Source organism: Streptomyces tubbatahanensis (assembly GCF_022699385.1).
GTDB classification, from domain to species: Bacteria; Actinomycetota; Actinomycetes; order Streptomycetales; family Streptomycetaceae; genus Streptomyces; species Streptomyces diacarni.
Window position 1 is genome coordinate 5,249,740 of the sequence record NZ_CP093846.1, and the last position, 13,822, is coordinate 5,263,561.

Here is a 13,822-nt window from a genome sequence, read left to right on the forward strand (position 1 = left end):
AAGGGGCCGCCCGCTCGCGCGGAGGAGCTACCAGCTCGCGCTCATCGCCCCGCGCAGCTCACTGCGCAGCTCCGGCGTCAGCACGTGCCCCGCACGGCCGACGAAGAGCCCCATCTGGTAGCCGACCGCCCCCATGTCGCAGTCCGCCGCCGCGTGCACCCCGAGCAGCGACCCGTCCCCGATCGCCATCACCATCAGGGCGCCCTCTTCCATGGCCACCATGGTCTGCCGCACGGCACCCCCCTCCGTCAGCCTCGACGCCGCCGTCGTCAGCGAGGCGACCCCGGACACGATGGTCGCCAGGTCCCCGCTGGAGCCCCGGGGCCCGCGGCGCCGGCCTGCCGCACCGCGCCGCCGCATCGGCGGAACACGGGGCTCGTCGGGCGAGCCGCCGTCCTGCCGCGCCTCCCCTCCCTCGTTTCCCTCGTCTCCCTCGTCAACGCTGTCCGTGCTCTCCGTCTTCCCGCTCTCCTTCTCCGCGCCACTGACAGCCTCCTCGTCCGCGGAGAGGGCCGCGCCCTGACCCAACCGCCCGTGCTCGGGGCCCAGCGCGGGGTCCGAGGCGAGCAGCAGCAGCCCGTCGGACGAGACGACCGCCACGGACCGGATGCCCGGCACCTCAGCGACCAGGCCGTCCAGCAGCCAGCGCAGACTCTGTGCCTCCGCACTGCCGGACGTACGCGTGGTGGGCACACTCACTTGCGGGCCTCCTCGGCGCTACCTCCGTCAGCCTGCGGACGCGCCGGCTCCGTCGCCGCGCTGCCCTCGGGACGCCCGTTTCCGTCCCCCGCGCGCTCCCGGTCACCCTCCGCCCCTTCGGAGCTCGCCGTGTCGCCTGCGCTCTCCGCGGCGACCCGGGCGGCCGCTTCACGCAGACCCTTGCGAGCACCCTGCTGGAACCCGTCGAGCCTGCGCCGCAGCTGCTCGGGGTCGGCACCGCCCGAGCGCTGTCGCGGCGCCGCCGCGTCCTCTGCCGTCGCCTCCTCTGCCGTCGCACCACGGACCCGCTTGGGCAGCCCGGTGTGTGTGACGGACCCGTCCGGTTCCGCCGCGCCGGCGGGGGTGCCGGCAGCCGCGCCCGTCGGCAGGCTCCCCTCCGGCTCACCCGCGGGCGGCACCTGCGCAGGAGCCACAGCGGGACCTTCGGGCAGACCTGCGCTCCGGCCCCCGTCCTCGCCCTCGCTCCGGGGCACCTGGGTGGCTCGGGTGCCTTCGTCGTCCTGAGCGGACGGGCTCGTCTCCAGGGCTCGGGTCGGCGCCTGGTCGGCAGCCCTGGCGTGCTGCCCCTCCCCGGCGTCGTCCCCCTCGGTCGAGCCGGCGCCCCCGTCGCCGTCGGCCTGCACGTAGCTGCCCCCCGCCTCGCCGCCGCCGGCACCACCGGCATCGGTGCCACCATCAACGGCGCCACCGTCAGCGGAATGACCGTCGTCCGCGTCGTGGTCACGGAGACCGCCGGTTGTGGGAGCGCCGAGAGCGGGGCCGCCGTCGCCCCCGTCGTCACTGGCGACGATGTCGCCTGCCGCTGCTGGGTCGGCCGGCCCGCTGCCGCCGGCCACACCGGCGTCGTCGAGCGTCCCGTTGAGCAGGAGTCTGCTCGCCACCGTCACCCGCGCCGCCGTGCCGCCCTCTTCGAGTGCGCTCAGCCGCACGCGTACCCCGTGCCTGGCTGCCAGCTTGGCGACGACGTGCAGCCCCAGCCCCCAGGGAGCGGAGGTCTCCCACGCGCCCGAGGACCCTGGCGCCTGCGCCGTCTGCGGCTCGGCCAGCCGCGCGTTCACCTGAGCGAGTACGGACTCCTCCATCCCGGCGCCCTCGTCCTCCACGGATACCAGGGCGTCACCGGCCTCGGTCGTCAGCGCGGTGAGCCGCACCTCGGACCCGGCGGGGGAGAAGGCGGCCGCGTTGTCGAGGAGTTCGGCGACCAGGTGACTCAGGGCGTCCGCCGCGACGCCCTCCACGTGTACGTCCTGCGGCACGTCACCCAGCGCCACGCGCTCGTACTGCGCTATCTCGCTGACGGCGGCCCGCACCACGTCCAGCAGCGGTGCCGGCAGCTGCTCCGCGGCGTCCTGACGCTGCGAGCGCGGGGAGTCCGCGAGGAGCAGCAGGTTCTCGCTGTGCCGCCGCATACGGGTGGCCAGGTGATCGAGCTTGAAGAGCGTGTCGAGCCGGTCCGGGTCGGCCTCCTTCTCCTCCAGCCCCTCGATGATGCCCAGCTGCCGCTCGACCAGGGTGAGACTGCGCGTCGCCAGGTCCGCGACCGCCTCCTGTCCAGTGGCCGACGAGGCCGTCACCGGAAGCGCCGTTTCCGACGGGACAGCGCCCTCGGAAACTGTGCCCGACGGGGCCGTTTCCGACGTGACCGCCGCGGCCGCGGGAACCATGCCCTCGTATCCGGCGCCACTCGCACCGTTCAGGCCCCCGCTGTGCGCCACCGCGCCGCCCGACCGTTCCCTGGCCTCTTCCAACTCGGCCCTTAGGGCGGCGAAGTCCTCGGCCAACAGCTGGTACTTCTCGGTCAGCTGGGCCTTCTCCACCGCCAGCTGGTCCTGTTCGCGTTCCGCGCACGCCGAGCGGCGCCGCAGCTCCGCGGTGGTGGCCCGCAGCGCGTTGAGCGCGCCGACGACATCGGCGAACTCGTCGTTGCGCCCGCGGAAGGTGATCGGCTCCTCGCCGACCGGATCCTTCGCCAGGCGCGTGGAGCCGCGCCTGAGCACGGAGAGCGGCCGCGTGAGCGAGCGCGCGGTCGCCACGCTGAGAGCGACGGCGAGCAGCAGGCAGAAGCCCACGAGCCCGGCCCGCAGCTGAAGCGCCGTCACGTCGTCGTCGCGGAGGCCCTCCAACCGCTTGACCTCGGCCGCGGCGAACGCGGACTGCACACCGCGCATGTGCGCGAGCCGGGCCGAGACGGAGGTGTCGAACCGTTCCTCGTTCACGGAGCGCGCCCCGGGGGTGAGGTACGGGCGCGCCGTGAGGCTGTTCAGGTACCGCTCCGCCGCGGAGACGTCGGGACCGTTGACGGTCGTGGTGTACCGCTCCCAGGCCTTCGTGCCGGCTGTTTCCTCGAAGTCGGCGAGCGCCGCCTTCTCCCGTAGCCGCGCCTGCCCGGCCTCCGCCATCACCTCGCGCTGGGTGCCCCGGCCCGCCAGGGCGGCCTCCAGCAGCCCCCGGGTGGCCGAGGCCTGGTCGACGGCGCGCGCGAGGTCGGGCAGCGCGACGGCCGTGCGGTCCTGTGCTCGCGCCGGCAGGCCGCCGGCCACGTCTCGGGTGAGGTGGCGGAGGGTCTGGATGACGCGGGAGTAGTCCTCGTACGACTCCAGCGCCCCCTTCTTGCCCGTCATGGCCTGCTGCCGGACGGCCGGCAGCTTCTTGAGGGCCTCGGCGACCGCGGTGGGGGAGCCGGACGGCACCGCGCTGCCGGAGGGTGCGGAGGAGGCGGCTGAGCGGACCTCACGTGCCTGCCGGTCGACCCGGGCGCGCTGGGCGTCGCCGGCCCCCGTGCCCTGTCGGCTGCCACGCCCTGCGGCGAGGTGTTCGACCATGCCGTCCCGCTCGTCCTCGAGGGAGTGGGAGAGGGCGATGGCCTGCTGGTTGAGCCGGGCGAGGTCCACGAGTTCCTGCGCGGCCGCGGTGTCGCTGGAGCCGGCGACCAGACTCGGCGCACCGGCCGCGACGACGGCGAGGGCGCACACCGCGACCGACACCAGTAGCCGGTTGCGCACGCGGGCCCGTCGACGGGGGGCGGCCACCACCTCCTGTGCCTGCGCGGGAGGCATTGACGGCGCGTCACCGCTGCCGGTCGGTGTGGCCTGGGGAACGTCCGCTGTCCGACGCTGCTTCTTCCGCACCCGCACTCGCAATCTCGTCCCGCCTCTCCCGGAGGGCCCGGGATGCCCCGACTCGACGACCGACCATTGCAGTGCGCTCTTGAGGCGGGTGAGGATCCCCTGCTGGGCCACCCGAAGGAGTGAACAACACTCCTCGGCGGCGGAACAACTCGGCCCGAGCCGGGCGTGGTCGGCGATTCGGACCCTGGTTGGAAATCCTTCCGGCCTCCTGGCAGGATGCCGGACCCAGTTTTTCGGAAGGTCTCATTCCGGTCATTCCCGCGCGGGACGCCCTCGCGCAACCCGGCCACGAGCCGGTACCCCCGCAGGGCCGCACCGCCGCTGTCGCCCCCGCCCGCGCCTCGGCAGGGGAGGGGGTGCCGCCACGGTTGCCGCCCGCCGCTCCAAGATCCCCGGTCCTGCACACTGCTGCCATGCGTATCGACATGGTCACCGAGCCGGGAGATCCCCAACGCCCCAACGAGGACTACGCGTCGGCCGCGGTGCCGGCGGCCGGCACGGGTGGTGTACTCGTGCTCCTGGACGGGGTCACCCCGCCCGAGGGGGACGACGGCTGCCGCCACGGTGTGCCGTGGTTCGTGGCCCGGCTGGGCGGCGCTCTCGTCGAACTGGCGGGCGCTCGCCGGGACATGGCACTGTCCGAATGTCTCGCGGCCGCGTTGACCCGCACAGCGGACACACACCGCGAAACGTGTGATCTTTCTCACCTCCGTACACCTCAGGCAACCGTGGTCGCGGCCCGGTGGGACCAGGAGCAGGTCGAACACCTGGTGCTCTCCGACTCCGCGCTGCTCGTGGAGGCCGCCGACGGCACGGTCGAACCCCTGCTCGACCGCCGCCTGGCCGAACTTCCCGAGACCGTGCGAACGCTGCGTGACCGGGTCCGCCGTACCGGCGCGGAAGAAGACCGCGCGGCCTACGTGCGCGCTGTCGAGGGCCTGCGCAACGCGCCCGACGGCAGCGGGTTCTACACGGCCGCCGCGGACCCCGAGGTCGCTGCCCGGGCGGTGACCGGAACCCGGCCCCGCGCTGACGTCCGCACTCTTCTTGCCCTCACGGACGGCGCCACACGCTGGACCGAGACCTTCCACCTCGGTGACTGGGCGGGGCTCTTCTCCCTCGTACGCAAGGAAGGCTCCCGCGCTCTCGTCAGCCGGGTCCGCACCGCGGAGGCGGAGTCGGTCCCCGCGCGGGGCAAGCAGCACGACGACGCGACGGTGCTCCTGGCGGAACTGAACTGACGCCTCATTCCTGGACGACGTGTCCCTCCCGTGAGCCGGCAACCTGCTCATGTCCGGCGCTTGTCCGGTCGTACGGCGCCCAGCGGAGGGTCCGTTGCCAGGGGGGTCACCTGCACGTCGGCACCGGGCCGAGGCGCCTGCACCACACGTCCGGCACCCGCGTACATGCCCACGTGGGTCGCCCCGCGGCGGTAGATGACCAGATCGCCCGGGCGCAGCTCGTCCAGTGGCACCCGGGGCAGCCGCCGCCACTGTTCCTGGCTTGTGCGGGGGATCGTGCGGCCGGCATGCCGCCACGCCTGCGAGGTGAGCCCCGAACAGTCGAAGGAGTCCGGACCCTCGGCGCCCCACACGTACGGCTTGCCGACCTGGTCCATCGCCCAGTCGAGTGCCTCGCGCCCCTGGCCCGAGGAGCGTGGCACCGCGCCGCTCGGGTCGAGTGCGCCCGAGGACACCAGCTTCTGCTGTGCCGCGTCCGTACGGTCACGCTCCAGCGTGTCCAGCTGGGCGAGCTGATCTCCGGTCAGCGAGGAGAGCAGCCTCTCGACGTTCCGCAGCCGCTTGCGCACCTTGTCGCGCTGCTTCTTCTTGCGCTCAGCCAGCCCCTCCTGTCGTTTCACCGCGGTGCGAGCACGCTGCGCCGCGGTGGCGTGCCGCTGTCGGCCGTCGGTCATCCTGCGTACCGTCTCCGCCTGTGTTCCCGCGGCTCGCCGCAGGAAGTGGCCGTGCTCCAGCAACCGCTCCGGGTTCGGGCTCAACAACATCTCGACGGCGGGCGGCAGCCCGACGCTCTCACCCCGGTACTGCTGACGGGCCAGCTCGCCCGCCCGGACCCTTTCCCGCTCCAGCGCCGTCCGGGCCCGGGCCAGCTGTGACTGCGCCTTCCGGGAGGAAGCGCGCTGCTTCCTGAGCTTCTCGGCCGTCTGGTTGTAGGCCTCCGAGGCCTCCTCCGTCCGCTGGTACAGCACACTCAACTCGCCCAGCAGCGCGCCCACCGATTCCCGTCCCGTCCCCGGCGGTCCCGGTTCGGGGCCGGGCGCCGGCGTGCCCGGCGCCCGTGCGCCTGCCTGCGGTACCGCTCCGAAGACCGGCGGAGCCACCAGTCCCAAGGCCACCAGCACCGGCACCACCACCGCCGACGACGCCAGCGCCGACACCCGCGCCGTACCGCCGCGAGCCTTGCCGCCGCGAGCCGTACCGCTTCGCCTCGCGCCGTCCCGCTTCGTACCGTCCCGCCTGGCGGCCCGGCTCCGCCCGTGCTCGCGGACCGCCCACGTCCTCCGTGCCCTCAACAACACCGCGCACCTCGCTTCCGAGCGGCATTTCCCCGTTTTCAGGCCGCTCCGCCGCGATCGTGGCACGGTTTCGGGCACCGGCTCAGGACGAGCTGAGCGGGAGAGCGGACGTCCCTCACCCGATCGAGATGACACCGGGGTTCGGCGCCGACGCGGCAGCCCGTGCCGGGGCATCACGAAGAGCGGCGCCGGGTGACGGTGGCCCGGGGCCGCCCGCCGGGCCTTCGTGACGACTTCGCGCTGGTCCGGCCTGCCGAGAGGCGGGGGACAGACCGCTGACGGGACGCCACATAAGGCTGGAGCAGACGAAAAAGCGCCTCCATAACCCCGGCACCCCGTTCCGTCCAGTACATGAACCACGGCCGTCTTCACTCGCACGGGTGACGACAGGGGCTGAGCCGGAGCTGAGGGCCCCGGCTCAGCGGCGCCACGCGCCTCTGCCCACCAGCTTCCGTGCCTCCTCGGCGCGGCCGTCGATCTCGTGGAGGTAGGCGTCGGGAAGCCATTCCCTCGCCGGGCGTACCGCAGCACCGGACAGGTCCAGCGCGCGGGCCAGGGCTTCCGGATGAGGGCGGGACTCGGGAGTCTTGTGCAGGCAGGCGAGCAGCGGTGCACGGAGGGCGTCGGGCACTCCCGTCAGGTCCGGGCTCTCCCGAACGGTGGGCAGCGCGCTCCCAGCGAACGGGTGCCGTGCGCTGGCGGCCAGGACCAGCACCGTGGCCAGCGAGAAGACATCCTCGGCCCGCCGCGTCAGCGGTCCGGCCACGGCGCTCTCGCCGTGGCCGGTGCCGTCAGCGAACGCGGCCGGACGCCCGAAAGCCGCGCCCTGGTCCACCACACGGGGCCCGTCGAGGGTGAGCACCACGTTGCCGGCGTGGAGGTCGCCGTGACCTGTGCCCGCCGCGTGCAGTGCCGTCAGGGCGCGGGCGAGACCGCCGCCGAGGGCGCGGATGGACATCTCGGGCAGCGGCCCGTACGACGTCACCAGCGCCGAGAGCGGCAGACCGTGGGCATACGCGCCGGCGAGCCACGGCTGCTCGCTGTCCAGTTCGCAGCCGAGCGCCTCGGCGACGAACGGACTGTCGACCGCGTCGGCCCCCCGATGGGTCTCCTGCCGTACCAGAGCCCGCAGCTGCCGGTCGCGCAGAAGCTCTGGCCGTACCGCGCGCACTGCCGCGAGCCGCTTGCGGGTCCCGCGCCGCGCGGTGCCTCTGCCGAGGTACACGGTGCCCGTCCGGCCGCTGCCAAGGACGCCGAACAGGCGGAAGGGACCGAGCCGCTGCGGGCCGGCTTCGGGCAGCCGTGCGATTCCGTCGATCACGTCCAGCAGAAAACCCCGCCGTTCCCCGCCTGTCCAGGTCCGAGTCCGTCCAGGTTCGGGTCTGTCCAGGTTCGGGTCTGCCCCGGTCCGGCGGTGACACGGCGATGGCGGCAACAGGACGCCCGTCGACGTTCCGCGGGCGAGAGTGGTGTGCCGTCCCCGGCCGGCTCGTCTCCTCCAGCCGGCGCCCCGGTGCGCCTCCCTCAGCCGGTGCGCCTCCCTCAGCCGGTGCGCCTCCCTCAGCCGGTGCGCCGCCGTCGCCACGGAAGCCGCGCCCACGGCCCCTTCTCGGGTGTGCCCTCCGGTTCGTAGACGTACGCCCAGCCGCGCGGCAGTCCGAGGCGGTTCACTGCGGCGGGTTCCAGCCGGTAGACGTGGACCGTCGTGGAGCCGCCGTCGGCAGCGGGGACGGGCACCTCGTAGCTGCGCGGCGGTCTGCCGGTGGGGCCGAGGGGGACGGAGAGTGTGCGGCCGTCCAGCGGTCCGCCACGGAAGGCGGTCTGTTCACTGCGCACGGATCAGACCGCCTCTCCGGCGGCAACGGGGGGCTGGCAGCCGGAATCGCCTGTGCAGACGGAGCCGTCCGCCCGGGACGGGTCGGGTCCGCACGGCTGAGCGAGTTGGCGGGCTCCCGGCCCCTCGTCCCCGAGACGGTCGCGCGGGTTGACCAGCGCGCAGGTGGTCATGGACAGGCAACCGCAGCCGATGCAGTCGGTGAGGTGGTCGCGGAGTTGCTCCATGAGCGCGATCCGCTGGTTGAGGTCCTCGCGCCAGCACTCGGAGACAGCCGCCCAGTCGTCACGGGTCGGTGTGCGTCCCTCCGGGAGCAGTGCGAGGGCGTCGCGGATGGCGGCGAGGGGGATGCCGACCCGTTGGGACGCCCGGATGAAGGCGACTCGGCGGAGGGTGTCGCGGCTGTAGCGCCGCTGGTTGCCGGTGGTGCGGCGGCTGCGGATCAGCCCTTCGCGTTCGTAGAAGCGCAGAGCGGAGGTGGCTACGCCGGCCCGCTCAGCCAACTCTCCGACGGTGGCTTCCTTGGCCTTCCATGACAGGTGAGTCGCCATGGGACCAGCGTAGCCCGCCCCTCAAGTCTTCTTTAAGTCTGCGTGACCGGAAGAGCCCCGTGACGCTGTGCGCGCTCACGCGACTCCGTGCGCGTGCGACTCAGCGCTCACGCGACCTCGCGCTCACACGGCTCCGCGCTCACACGGCCCCGTGCTCACACGGCTCCGCGCTCACACGGCCCCGTGCTCACACGGCTCCGCGCTGACGCCACTCCGTGCTGACAGCACCCCGCGGTCACCAGGGTCACGGGCCGAGCAGGTGGCCCGCGTCGGCGACCACGGGAAGCGCTCTGCTCACCAGATGGGCGACCGGCCCGTCGCTCTCCTCCATGGCCAGCGCCCTCCGGGTTACGGCGGCGGCTGCCTCATCGGAGGCGGCGGTGGCCGTCAGCACGGCGATGAAGTGGTCGACCAGCCAGTCGCGCAACGCGGACAGAGACGGCCGCTTGCCCTCGTCCAGCCAGATCAAGGAGGCGGCCTCGACGGCGGCTATCCAGGTGCGGACAGCCATCCGCAACCGGGCCGAACCGGGACCCGCTTCCGCTTCGAGGTGCGTGAGGATCTGTTCGGCCGCGTCCCTGCGCACCTCGTCGACGATCGCGGTGGTGCGGGAGGTCTCCACCACGCTGCCGCCCTGCAGCAGGGCCATGAAACCCGCGTCGTGCTCGTCGACGAACGCCAGGTACCGGTCGAGCGCCCGGGCGAGCCGGGTGGTGAGCGGTCCTGCGGGAGGCTCGGCGAAGCACTGTTCCAGCTGGTTGGCGGCGCTGCGCAACGCGGCCTCGTAGAGCTGTTGTTTGCCGCCGGGGAAGTAGCGGTAGACGAGTGGCCGCGAAACGCCCGCGGAGACCGCGACGTCGTCCAGCGAGACGTCCTCCGGCGACCTGTGCGCGAACAGGCCGAGTGCGTGACGGAGCAGTTGGCTGCGCCGCTCGTCCACACTGAGCCTGCGATACGCCGGGGCGGTGCCACTGCTGCTCATGCAGTGCAGCGTAACCGCCCCGGCAGGCTCGGAGGCCGTCAGGTTCCGCAGTTCTCTTCCACTCTCTTCCACGAGGGCTTCACGTGACCCTCACGCGAAGGGCGTCACTTGGCCAGCAGTCCCGAGCTCACCCACAGCCTGCGCCCGGCGCCGCGCAGGACGCCGATCTCGTCAAGGAAGTCGGTCAGCCTCTTGGCGCCGGTCTGCATGATCTCCCTGCGGTGGCCGCTGGCCTTCACCTGGGCGACCGCCTCCCGCTTGTCGAGTCCGACGTTCTCGTAGACCTGCGGGTTGACGAAGGAGATGGAGAAGACGCGCGCGGCCTCGCCGGAGCTGATCCGCGTCAGTTCGGCCTCCCAGCGCGGGCACGTGACCATCTGACGGCGCAGTTCCTCACGCGCGTAGCGCACGTGGCGGGCCTCTTCGATGACGTGGATACGGGTCACGCCGCGCACGAGCTGCTGCACGCGCTCGTCCGGGAACGTCAGCCGCTGCATCCAGTCCAGGATCTCCTCGCCCAGCAGCGTCGCGGTGAACGACCCCGGGGTGGTGGAGATCGTCTTGAGAACGCGAGCCAGGTTGTGGTGCAGCCGGGAGACGGGATAGGCGGGCGCTCCGCCCTGCTTGATCATGCGCGCGAACATCATGGAGTGCCGGCACTCGTCTGCGATCTCCGTCAGGGCGTAGCGCACGTGGTTGCTGGTGAGCGGCTTGTCGTAGATGTGCCGCACCAGCAGCTGCATCAGTATGACCTCGAACCAGATGCCCAGCGAGGCGAGTGAGGCGGCCTCGTGCCGGGCCAGGTCCTTGCGCTGTTCCTCCGACATGCGCCGCCACAGGGGCGTGTCGTAGAGGGAGACGAGCTCCGGCGGCCAGAACCACTTGTCGTCCTCGAACGGCGCGTCCCAGTCCAGCTCGGTGTCCGGGTCGAAGGAGTGCTTCCTGGAGGACTCGAGGAGGCGCTCGGCGACCTGCTCGCGGTCTTTGAGCAGTCCGAGGGCGTCCCTGAGCGCCTCGCGTTCCGTCGCGGCGATGTCAGGCGCTGTCGTCATGCTGGGGCACCTCTTCGTCGGGGTGTCACCGGCTCGCGAGGGGCTGCCGACTCACGAGGGTTACCGGTGGTCACGTCTGCTGTCGACTCTTATGAGACTGCTTGTCAGTAAGGACGTCAATCCCCCGCGCACCACTTGTTGACCCCGCGGTAACACGCGTGTGACTCTGCCAACAACCCATGCATACCGGGCAGTCCGTGACCGAAGGAGATGTCCGTGTCCACACACGATCTCTATGTGCACGCAACCGACGCCCCCCTCTGGCAGGTCCCCGCCTCCGGCTCCGCCCGCTTCTCCTGGGAGTACGACGACGGACGGGACCGTCTTCTCGCTCTTTACCAGAAGGGCAAGGACAAGCAGTGGGACGGACAGCGCCGCATCGACTGGGAGCTGGAGGTCGACCCGTACGACCCGCTGGGCACCCCCGACGAGGCGATGACCCTCTACGGCACCCGCTACTGGGACAAGATGAACGAGGCGGAGCGCGGCGAGCTGCGCAGGCACTACGCCTCCTGGCAGTTCAGCCAGTTCCTGCACGGGGAGCAGGGCGCCATGGTGTGCGCGGCGCGGATCGTGGAGTCGGTGCCCGACATGGACGCGAAGTTCTACTCCGCGACGCAGACCATGGACGAGGCCCGGCACGCGGAGATCTACGGCCGGTTCCTCCACGAGAAGGTCGGGATGCTCTACCCGGTCAACGACAACCTCCAGTCCCTCCTCGGCGACACCCTGCGCGACTCCCGCTGGGACATGCCGTACCTGGGCATGCAGGTGCTGATCGAGGGCCTGGCTCTCGCCGCCTTCGGCATGATCCGCGACACCACCGACAAGCCGCTGCCCCAACAGATTCTCGCCTACGTCATGCAGGACGAGGCCCGGCACGTCGCCTTCGGCAGGATGGCGCTGCGCGACTACTACAAGCAGCTCACCGACGCCGAACTGCGCGAGCGTGAGGAGTTCGTCATCGAGGGCTGCTACCTGATGCGCGACCGCCTCAAGGGTGCGGAGGTGCTGGAGAACTTCGGCATACCGCGCGCCGAGGCGGACGTCTTCAGTGAGCAGTCCGAATACCTCCAGCTCTTCCGCAAGCTCCTCTTCAGCCGCATCGTGCCCTGCGTGCGCGACATCGGGCTGTGGGGCGAGCGCCTGCAGCGCGCCTACCTCGATATGGGCGTCTTCGAGATGGGCAACCAGAACCTCGACCTGCTGATGGCCCAGGACGAGCAGATCGCCGAGAAGCTGGACGCCGAACGGTTCGCGGCGGAGGAGGCCGAACGGACCGCGGAGGTGGCCGAAGCCATCGAGGAGGGCAGGGCTCTCCCGTAGCCGGCTGGTGCCCCGCGCGTCGGGCCAGGGCCCGCACGGCAACCGGCGAAGGAGGACGGTCATGGCACGCGCTGGCGGGATCGCTCTCGGTGCGGGGAACTCGGTCGTCAGCGTCCTGGATGGCGGAGTGCCCGGCGCCGTCGCCAACGCCGGGTGGCCAACTGGCCAAGAGGGCCGGTGACGCGAGCACGGCCTCGACCTGTCGAAGGACGACATCGAGCGCATGATGCGCGAGGCCGGGCAGTACGCGGGGGAGGACCGCAAGCGCCGCGAGGCCGCCGAGGCCCGCAACCAGGCCGGGCAACGGGTCCACCAGATGGAACGGCTGCTTGCCGACACGGACGACGGCGCGGTCCCCGCCGAGACCCGTTTCGAGGTCGCGGGGCACGAGACCGGCAGCGACGAACCGAAGGGCGGTCCCGCCTCGGGCGGATGAGGCGCTCGCGGCCGTGAGTCAGTCGCCGAACCACCCGGCGGCATCCAGCCGGAACCCCGCAGGGCCGACCACGCTCTCCAGCGCGTCCTCCAGCTCGGTCAGCCGCCCGGTACCCAGGCGCTCGGCCCACTGGCCGCGCAGTTCCTGGAAGACGGCAGCCGAGAGCGTCAGCGCGTCCAGCCCGCGCGGAGTGAGCCGGACGAGCTTGCGCCGCGCGTCTCGTGAGTCCGCGACCCGCTGCGCATAGCCCACGGCCGCGAGCCGGTCGACGGTCTTGCCCGCCGCCTGCTTGGAGACCCCCAGTCGCCGTCCCAGCTCGCTCGCGGTCACTCCGTCCGGCCCGATGGCCTGCATCGCGAAACCGTGCGCAGGGCGCAGGTCTGGGTAGCCGTGGTCGGCGAGCTCCTCGTGCAACTGGTCGATGAGAGAGCGGAATCCGGCGAACAGCAGCAACGGCAACTCGAACCCCCACCGCTGAGAGGGGTCCCCCTCGACAGGGTCGACAACCTGGTTTACTTTCTTTTCGACAACCACGTTGACTACCCTAAGGGGGGCCTTCCGCATGCCTGAAGCGACGTCCGCCACGCGCACCGAGCCCAGCGAGTTCAGCGATCTCACCCCGCGAAGCGCCCCGGCCGCCTCCCGCCCACTCATGGAGGCCACGAGTCGACGGCTCGGCTTTCTGCCCTCCGCGGTGGCGCGCCTGGCCACCTCCCCGCGGACTCTTGAAACGTTCACGAGGATGAGCGCCGCGTTCGAGGCCACCACCCTCGATCCGCTGGCCCGCGAGACCGTCATCATGACCGTCGCGACCCGCAACGACTGCCGGGTGTGCGTTCTGATGCACACCCGCAAGCTGTCCGCGCTGGGAGCGGACGAAGAGCTGGTGGGGGCACTGCGTGACGGGCGGCGTCTCTCCGACGAACGACTGGAGGCCGTCCGGGCCTTCACGCTCGAGGTGCTCGACCGTGCGGGGGATGTCGACCGCGAGGTACTCGACACCTTCCTCGGTCACGGTCACACCCTCGAGCAGGCCCTCGAAGTCGTTCTCGGAATCGGCGTCTACACGCTTTCCACGCTGGCCAACCGGCTCACCGGCGCCCCCGTCGACCCGCAGCTGGAGTCTCGTGCGTGATCCGCGGCCCGGCCCCGTCCGAACCGTCGGGCGGGGGTCGGGCAGGTCTTCCGGCGCCTCTGTGCGCCGCACAAGGTGGACCCGTTTGCGGCTCACCCCGCGAGCCCCTCTGGCGGCCCACT

Annotated in this window: 12 protein-coding genes and 1 pseudogene; 4 read left to right on the plus strand and 9 right to left on the minus strand. The window is 72.0% G+C overall.

All coding sequences use genetic code 11. From position 1 onward, the window contains the following. Window positions 1–27: 27 nt before the first annotated feature. Entirely contained in the window at window positions 28–699 is a 672-nt protein-coding gene (locus MMF93_RS33750) for a roadblock/LC7 domain-containing protein (RefSeq protein ID WP_242754349.1), read from the minus strand. After that, the gene (locus MMF93_RS22700) at window positions 696–3,776 is read right to left on the minus strand and encodes a sensor histidine kinase (RefSeq protein WP_242754351.1); all 3,081 of its coding nucleotides are present in this window, start codon (window positions 3,774–3,776) and stop codon (window positions 696–698) included. Before MMF93_RS22700 ends, MMF93_RS33750 begins: the two co-directional genes overlap by 4 nt. Window positions 3,777–4,261: 485 nt before the next feature. Between MMF93_RS22700 and MMF93_RS22705 the strand changes: the two genes are divergently transcribed. Continuing rightward, a complete protein-coding gene (locus MMF93_RS22705; RefSeq protein ID WP_242754353.1) occupies window positions 4,262–5,089 on the plus strand; it encodes a protein phosphatase 2C domain-containing protein in 828 nt (275 codons plus the stop codon). A 47-nt stretch (window positions 5,090–5,136) separates the two neighbouring features. Here MMF93_RS22705 and MMF93_RS22710 read toward each other — a convergent pair whose 3' ends face one another. The 6 genes from MMF93_RS22710 to MMF93_RS22735 all read right to left on the minus strand — a co-directional run bounded on the left by MMF93_RS22710 (window position 5,137) and on the right by MMF93_RS22735 (window position 10,803). Next, window positions 5,137–6,246, minus strand: a complete 1,110-nt coding sequence (locus MMF93_RS22710; protein ID WP_242754355.1) for a C40 family peptidase — start codon at window positions 6,244–6,246, stop codon at window positions 5,137–5,139. Between the two features lie 556 nt (window positions 6,247–6,802). Continuing rightward, complete coding sequence (locus MMF93_RS22715; protein WP_242754357.1) at window positions 6,803–7,705, minus strand: protein kinase family protein; 903 nt, start codon at window positions 7,703–7,705, stop codon at window positions 6,803–6,805. Window positions 7,706–7,944: 239 nt separating this feature from the next. Continuing rightward, window positions 7,945–8,220: a hypothetical protein gene (locus tag MMF93_RS22720; protein WP_242754359.1), complete on the minus strand. Its 276-nt coding sequence runs from the start codon at window positions 8,218–8,220 to the stop codon at window positions 7,945–7,947. Window positions 8,221–8,223: 3 nt separating this feature from the next. After that, on the minus strand, window positions 8,224–8,769 hold the full coding sequence (soxR, locus tag MMF93_RS22725) for a redox-sensitive transcriptional activator SoxR (protein ID WP_242754361.1): 546 nt from the start codon (window positions 8,767–8,769) through the stop codon (window positions 8,224–8,226). A 244-nt stretch (window positions 8,770–9,013) separates the two neighbouring features. Next, the gene (locus MMF93_RS22730) at window positions 9,014–9,751 is read right to left on the minus strand and encodes a TetR/AcrR family transcriptional regulator (RefSeq protein WP_242754363.1); all 738 of its coding nucleotides are present in this window, start codon (window positions 9,749–9,751) and stop codon (window positions 9,014–9,016) included. 104 nt (window positions 9,752–9,855) lie between these two features. After that, on the minus strand, window positions 9,856–10,803 hold the full coding sequence (locus MMF93_RS22735) for an AurF N-oxygenase family protein (protein WP_242754365.1): 948 nt from the start codon (window positions 10,801–10,803) through the stop codon (window positions 9,856–9,858). 216 nt (window positions 10,804–11,019) lie between these two features. On the opposite strand from MMF93_RS22735, the gene MMF93_RS22740 reads away from it, so the two are divergent. Next, the gene (locus tag MMF93_RS22740; protein WP_423835501.1) at window positions 11,020–12,129 is read left to right on the plus strand and encodes a ferritin-like domain-containing protein; all 1,110 of its coding nucleotides are present in this window, start codon (window positions 11,020–11,022) and stop codon (window positions 12,127–12,129) included. A gap of 190 nt (window positions 12,130–12,319) precedes the next feature. After that, a pseudogene (locus MMF93_RS22745) lies at window positions 12,320–12,508 on the plus strand (Hsp70 family protein); the annotation flags it as partial. Window positions 12,509–12,583: 75 nt separating this feature from the next. Here MMF93_RS22745 and MMF93_RS22750 read toward each other — a convergent pair. Then, a complete protein-coding gene (locus MMF93_RS22750) occupies window positions 12,584–13,099 on the minus strand; it encodes a MarR family winged helix-turn-helix transcriptional regulator (protein ID WP_242754369.1) in 516 nt (171 codons plus the stop codon). 28 nt (window positions 13,100–13,127) lie between these two features. On the opposite strand from MMF93_RS22750, the gene MMF93_RS22755 reads away from it, so the two are divergent. Continuing rightward, window positions 13,128–13,700, plus strand: a complete 573-nt coding sequence (locus tag MMF93_RS22755; RefSeq protein WP_423835502.1) for a carboxymuconolactone decarboxylase family protein — start codon at window positions 13,128–13,130, stop codon at window positions 13,698–13,700. Window positions 13,701–13,822 lie beyond the last annotated feature (122 nt).

Coding starts and splice junctions, on each gene's coding strand:
- MMF93_RS22735 (WP_242754365.1), bottom strand. CDS start 10,803: ATGACGACAGCGCCTGACATCGCCGCGACGGAACGCGAGGCGCTCAGG.
- MMF93_RS22755 (WP_423835502.1), top strand. CDS start 13,128: ATGCCTGAAGCGACGTCCGCCACGCGCACCGAGCCCAGCGAGTTCAGC.
- MMF93_RS22700 (WP_242754351.1), bottom strand. CDS start 3,776: ATGCCTCCCGCGCAGGCACAGGAGGTGGTGGCCGCCCCCCGTCGACGG.
- soxR (WP_242754361.1), bottom strand. CDS start 8,769: ATGGCGACTCACCTGTCATGGAAGGCCAAGGAAGCCACCGTCGGAGAG.
- MMF93_RS22730 (WP_242754363.1), bottom strand. CDS start 9,751: ATGAGCAGCAGTGGCACCGCCCCGGCGTATCGCAGGCTCAGTGTGGAC.
- MMF93_RS22705 (WP_242754353.1), top strand. CDS start 4,262: ATGCGTATCGACATGGTCACCGAGCCGGGAGATCCCCAACGCCCCAAC.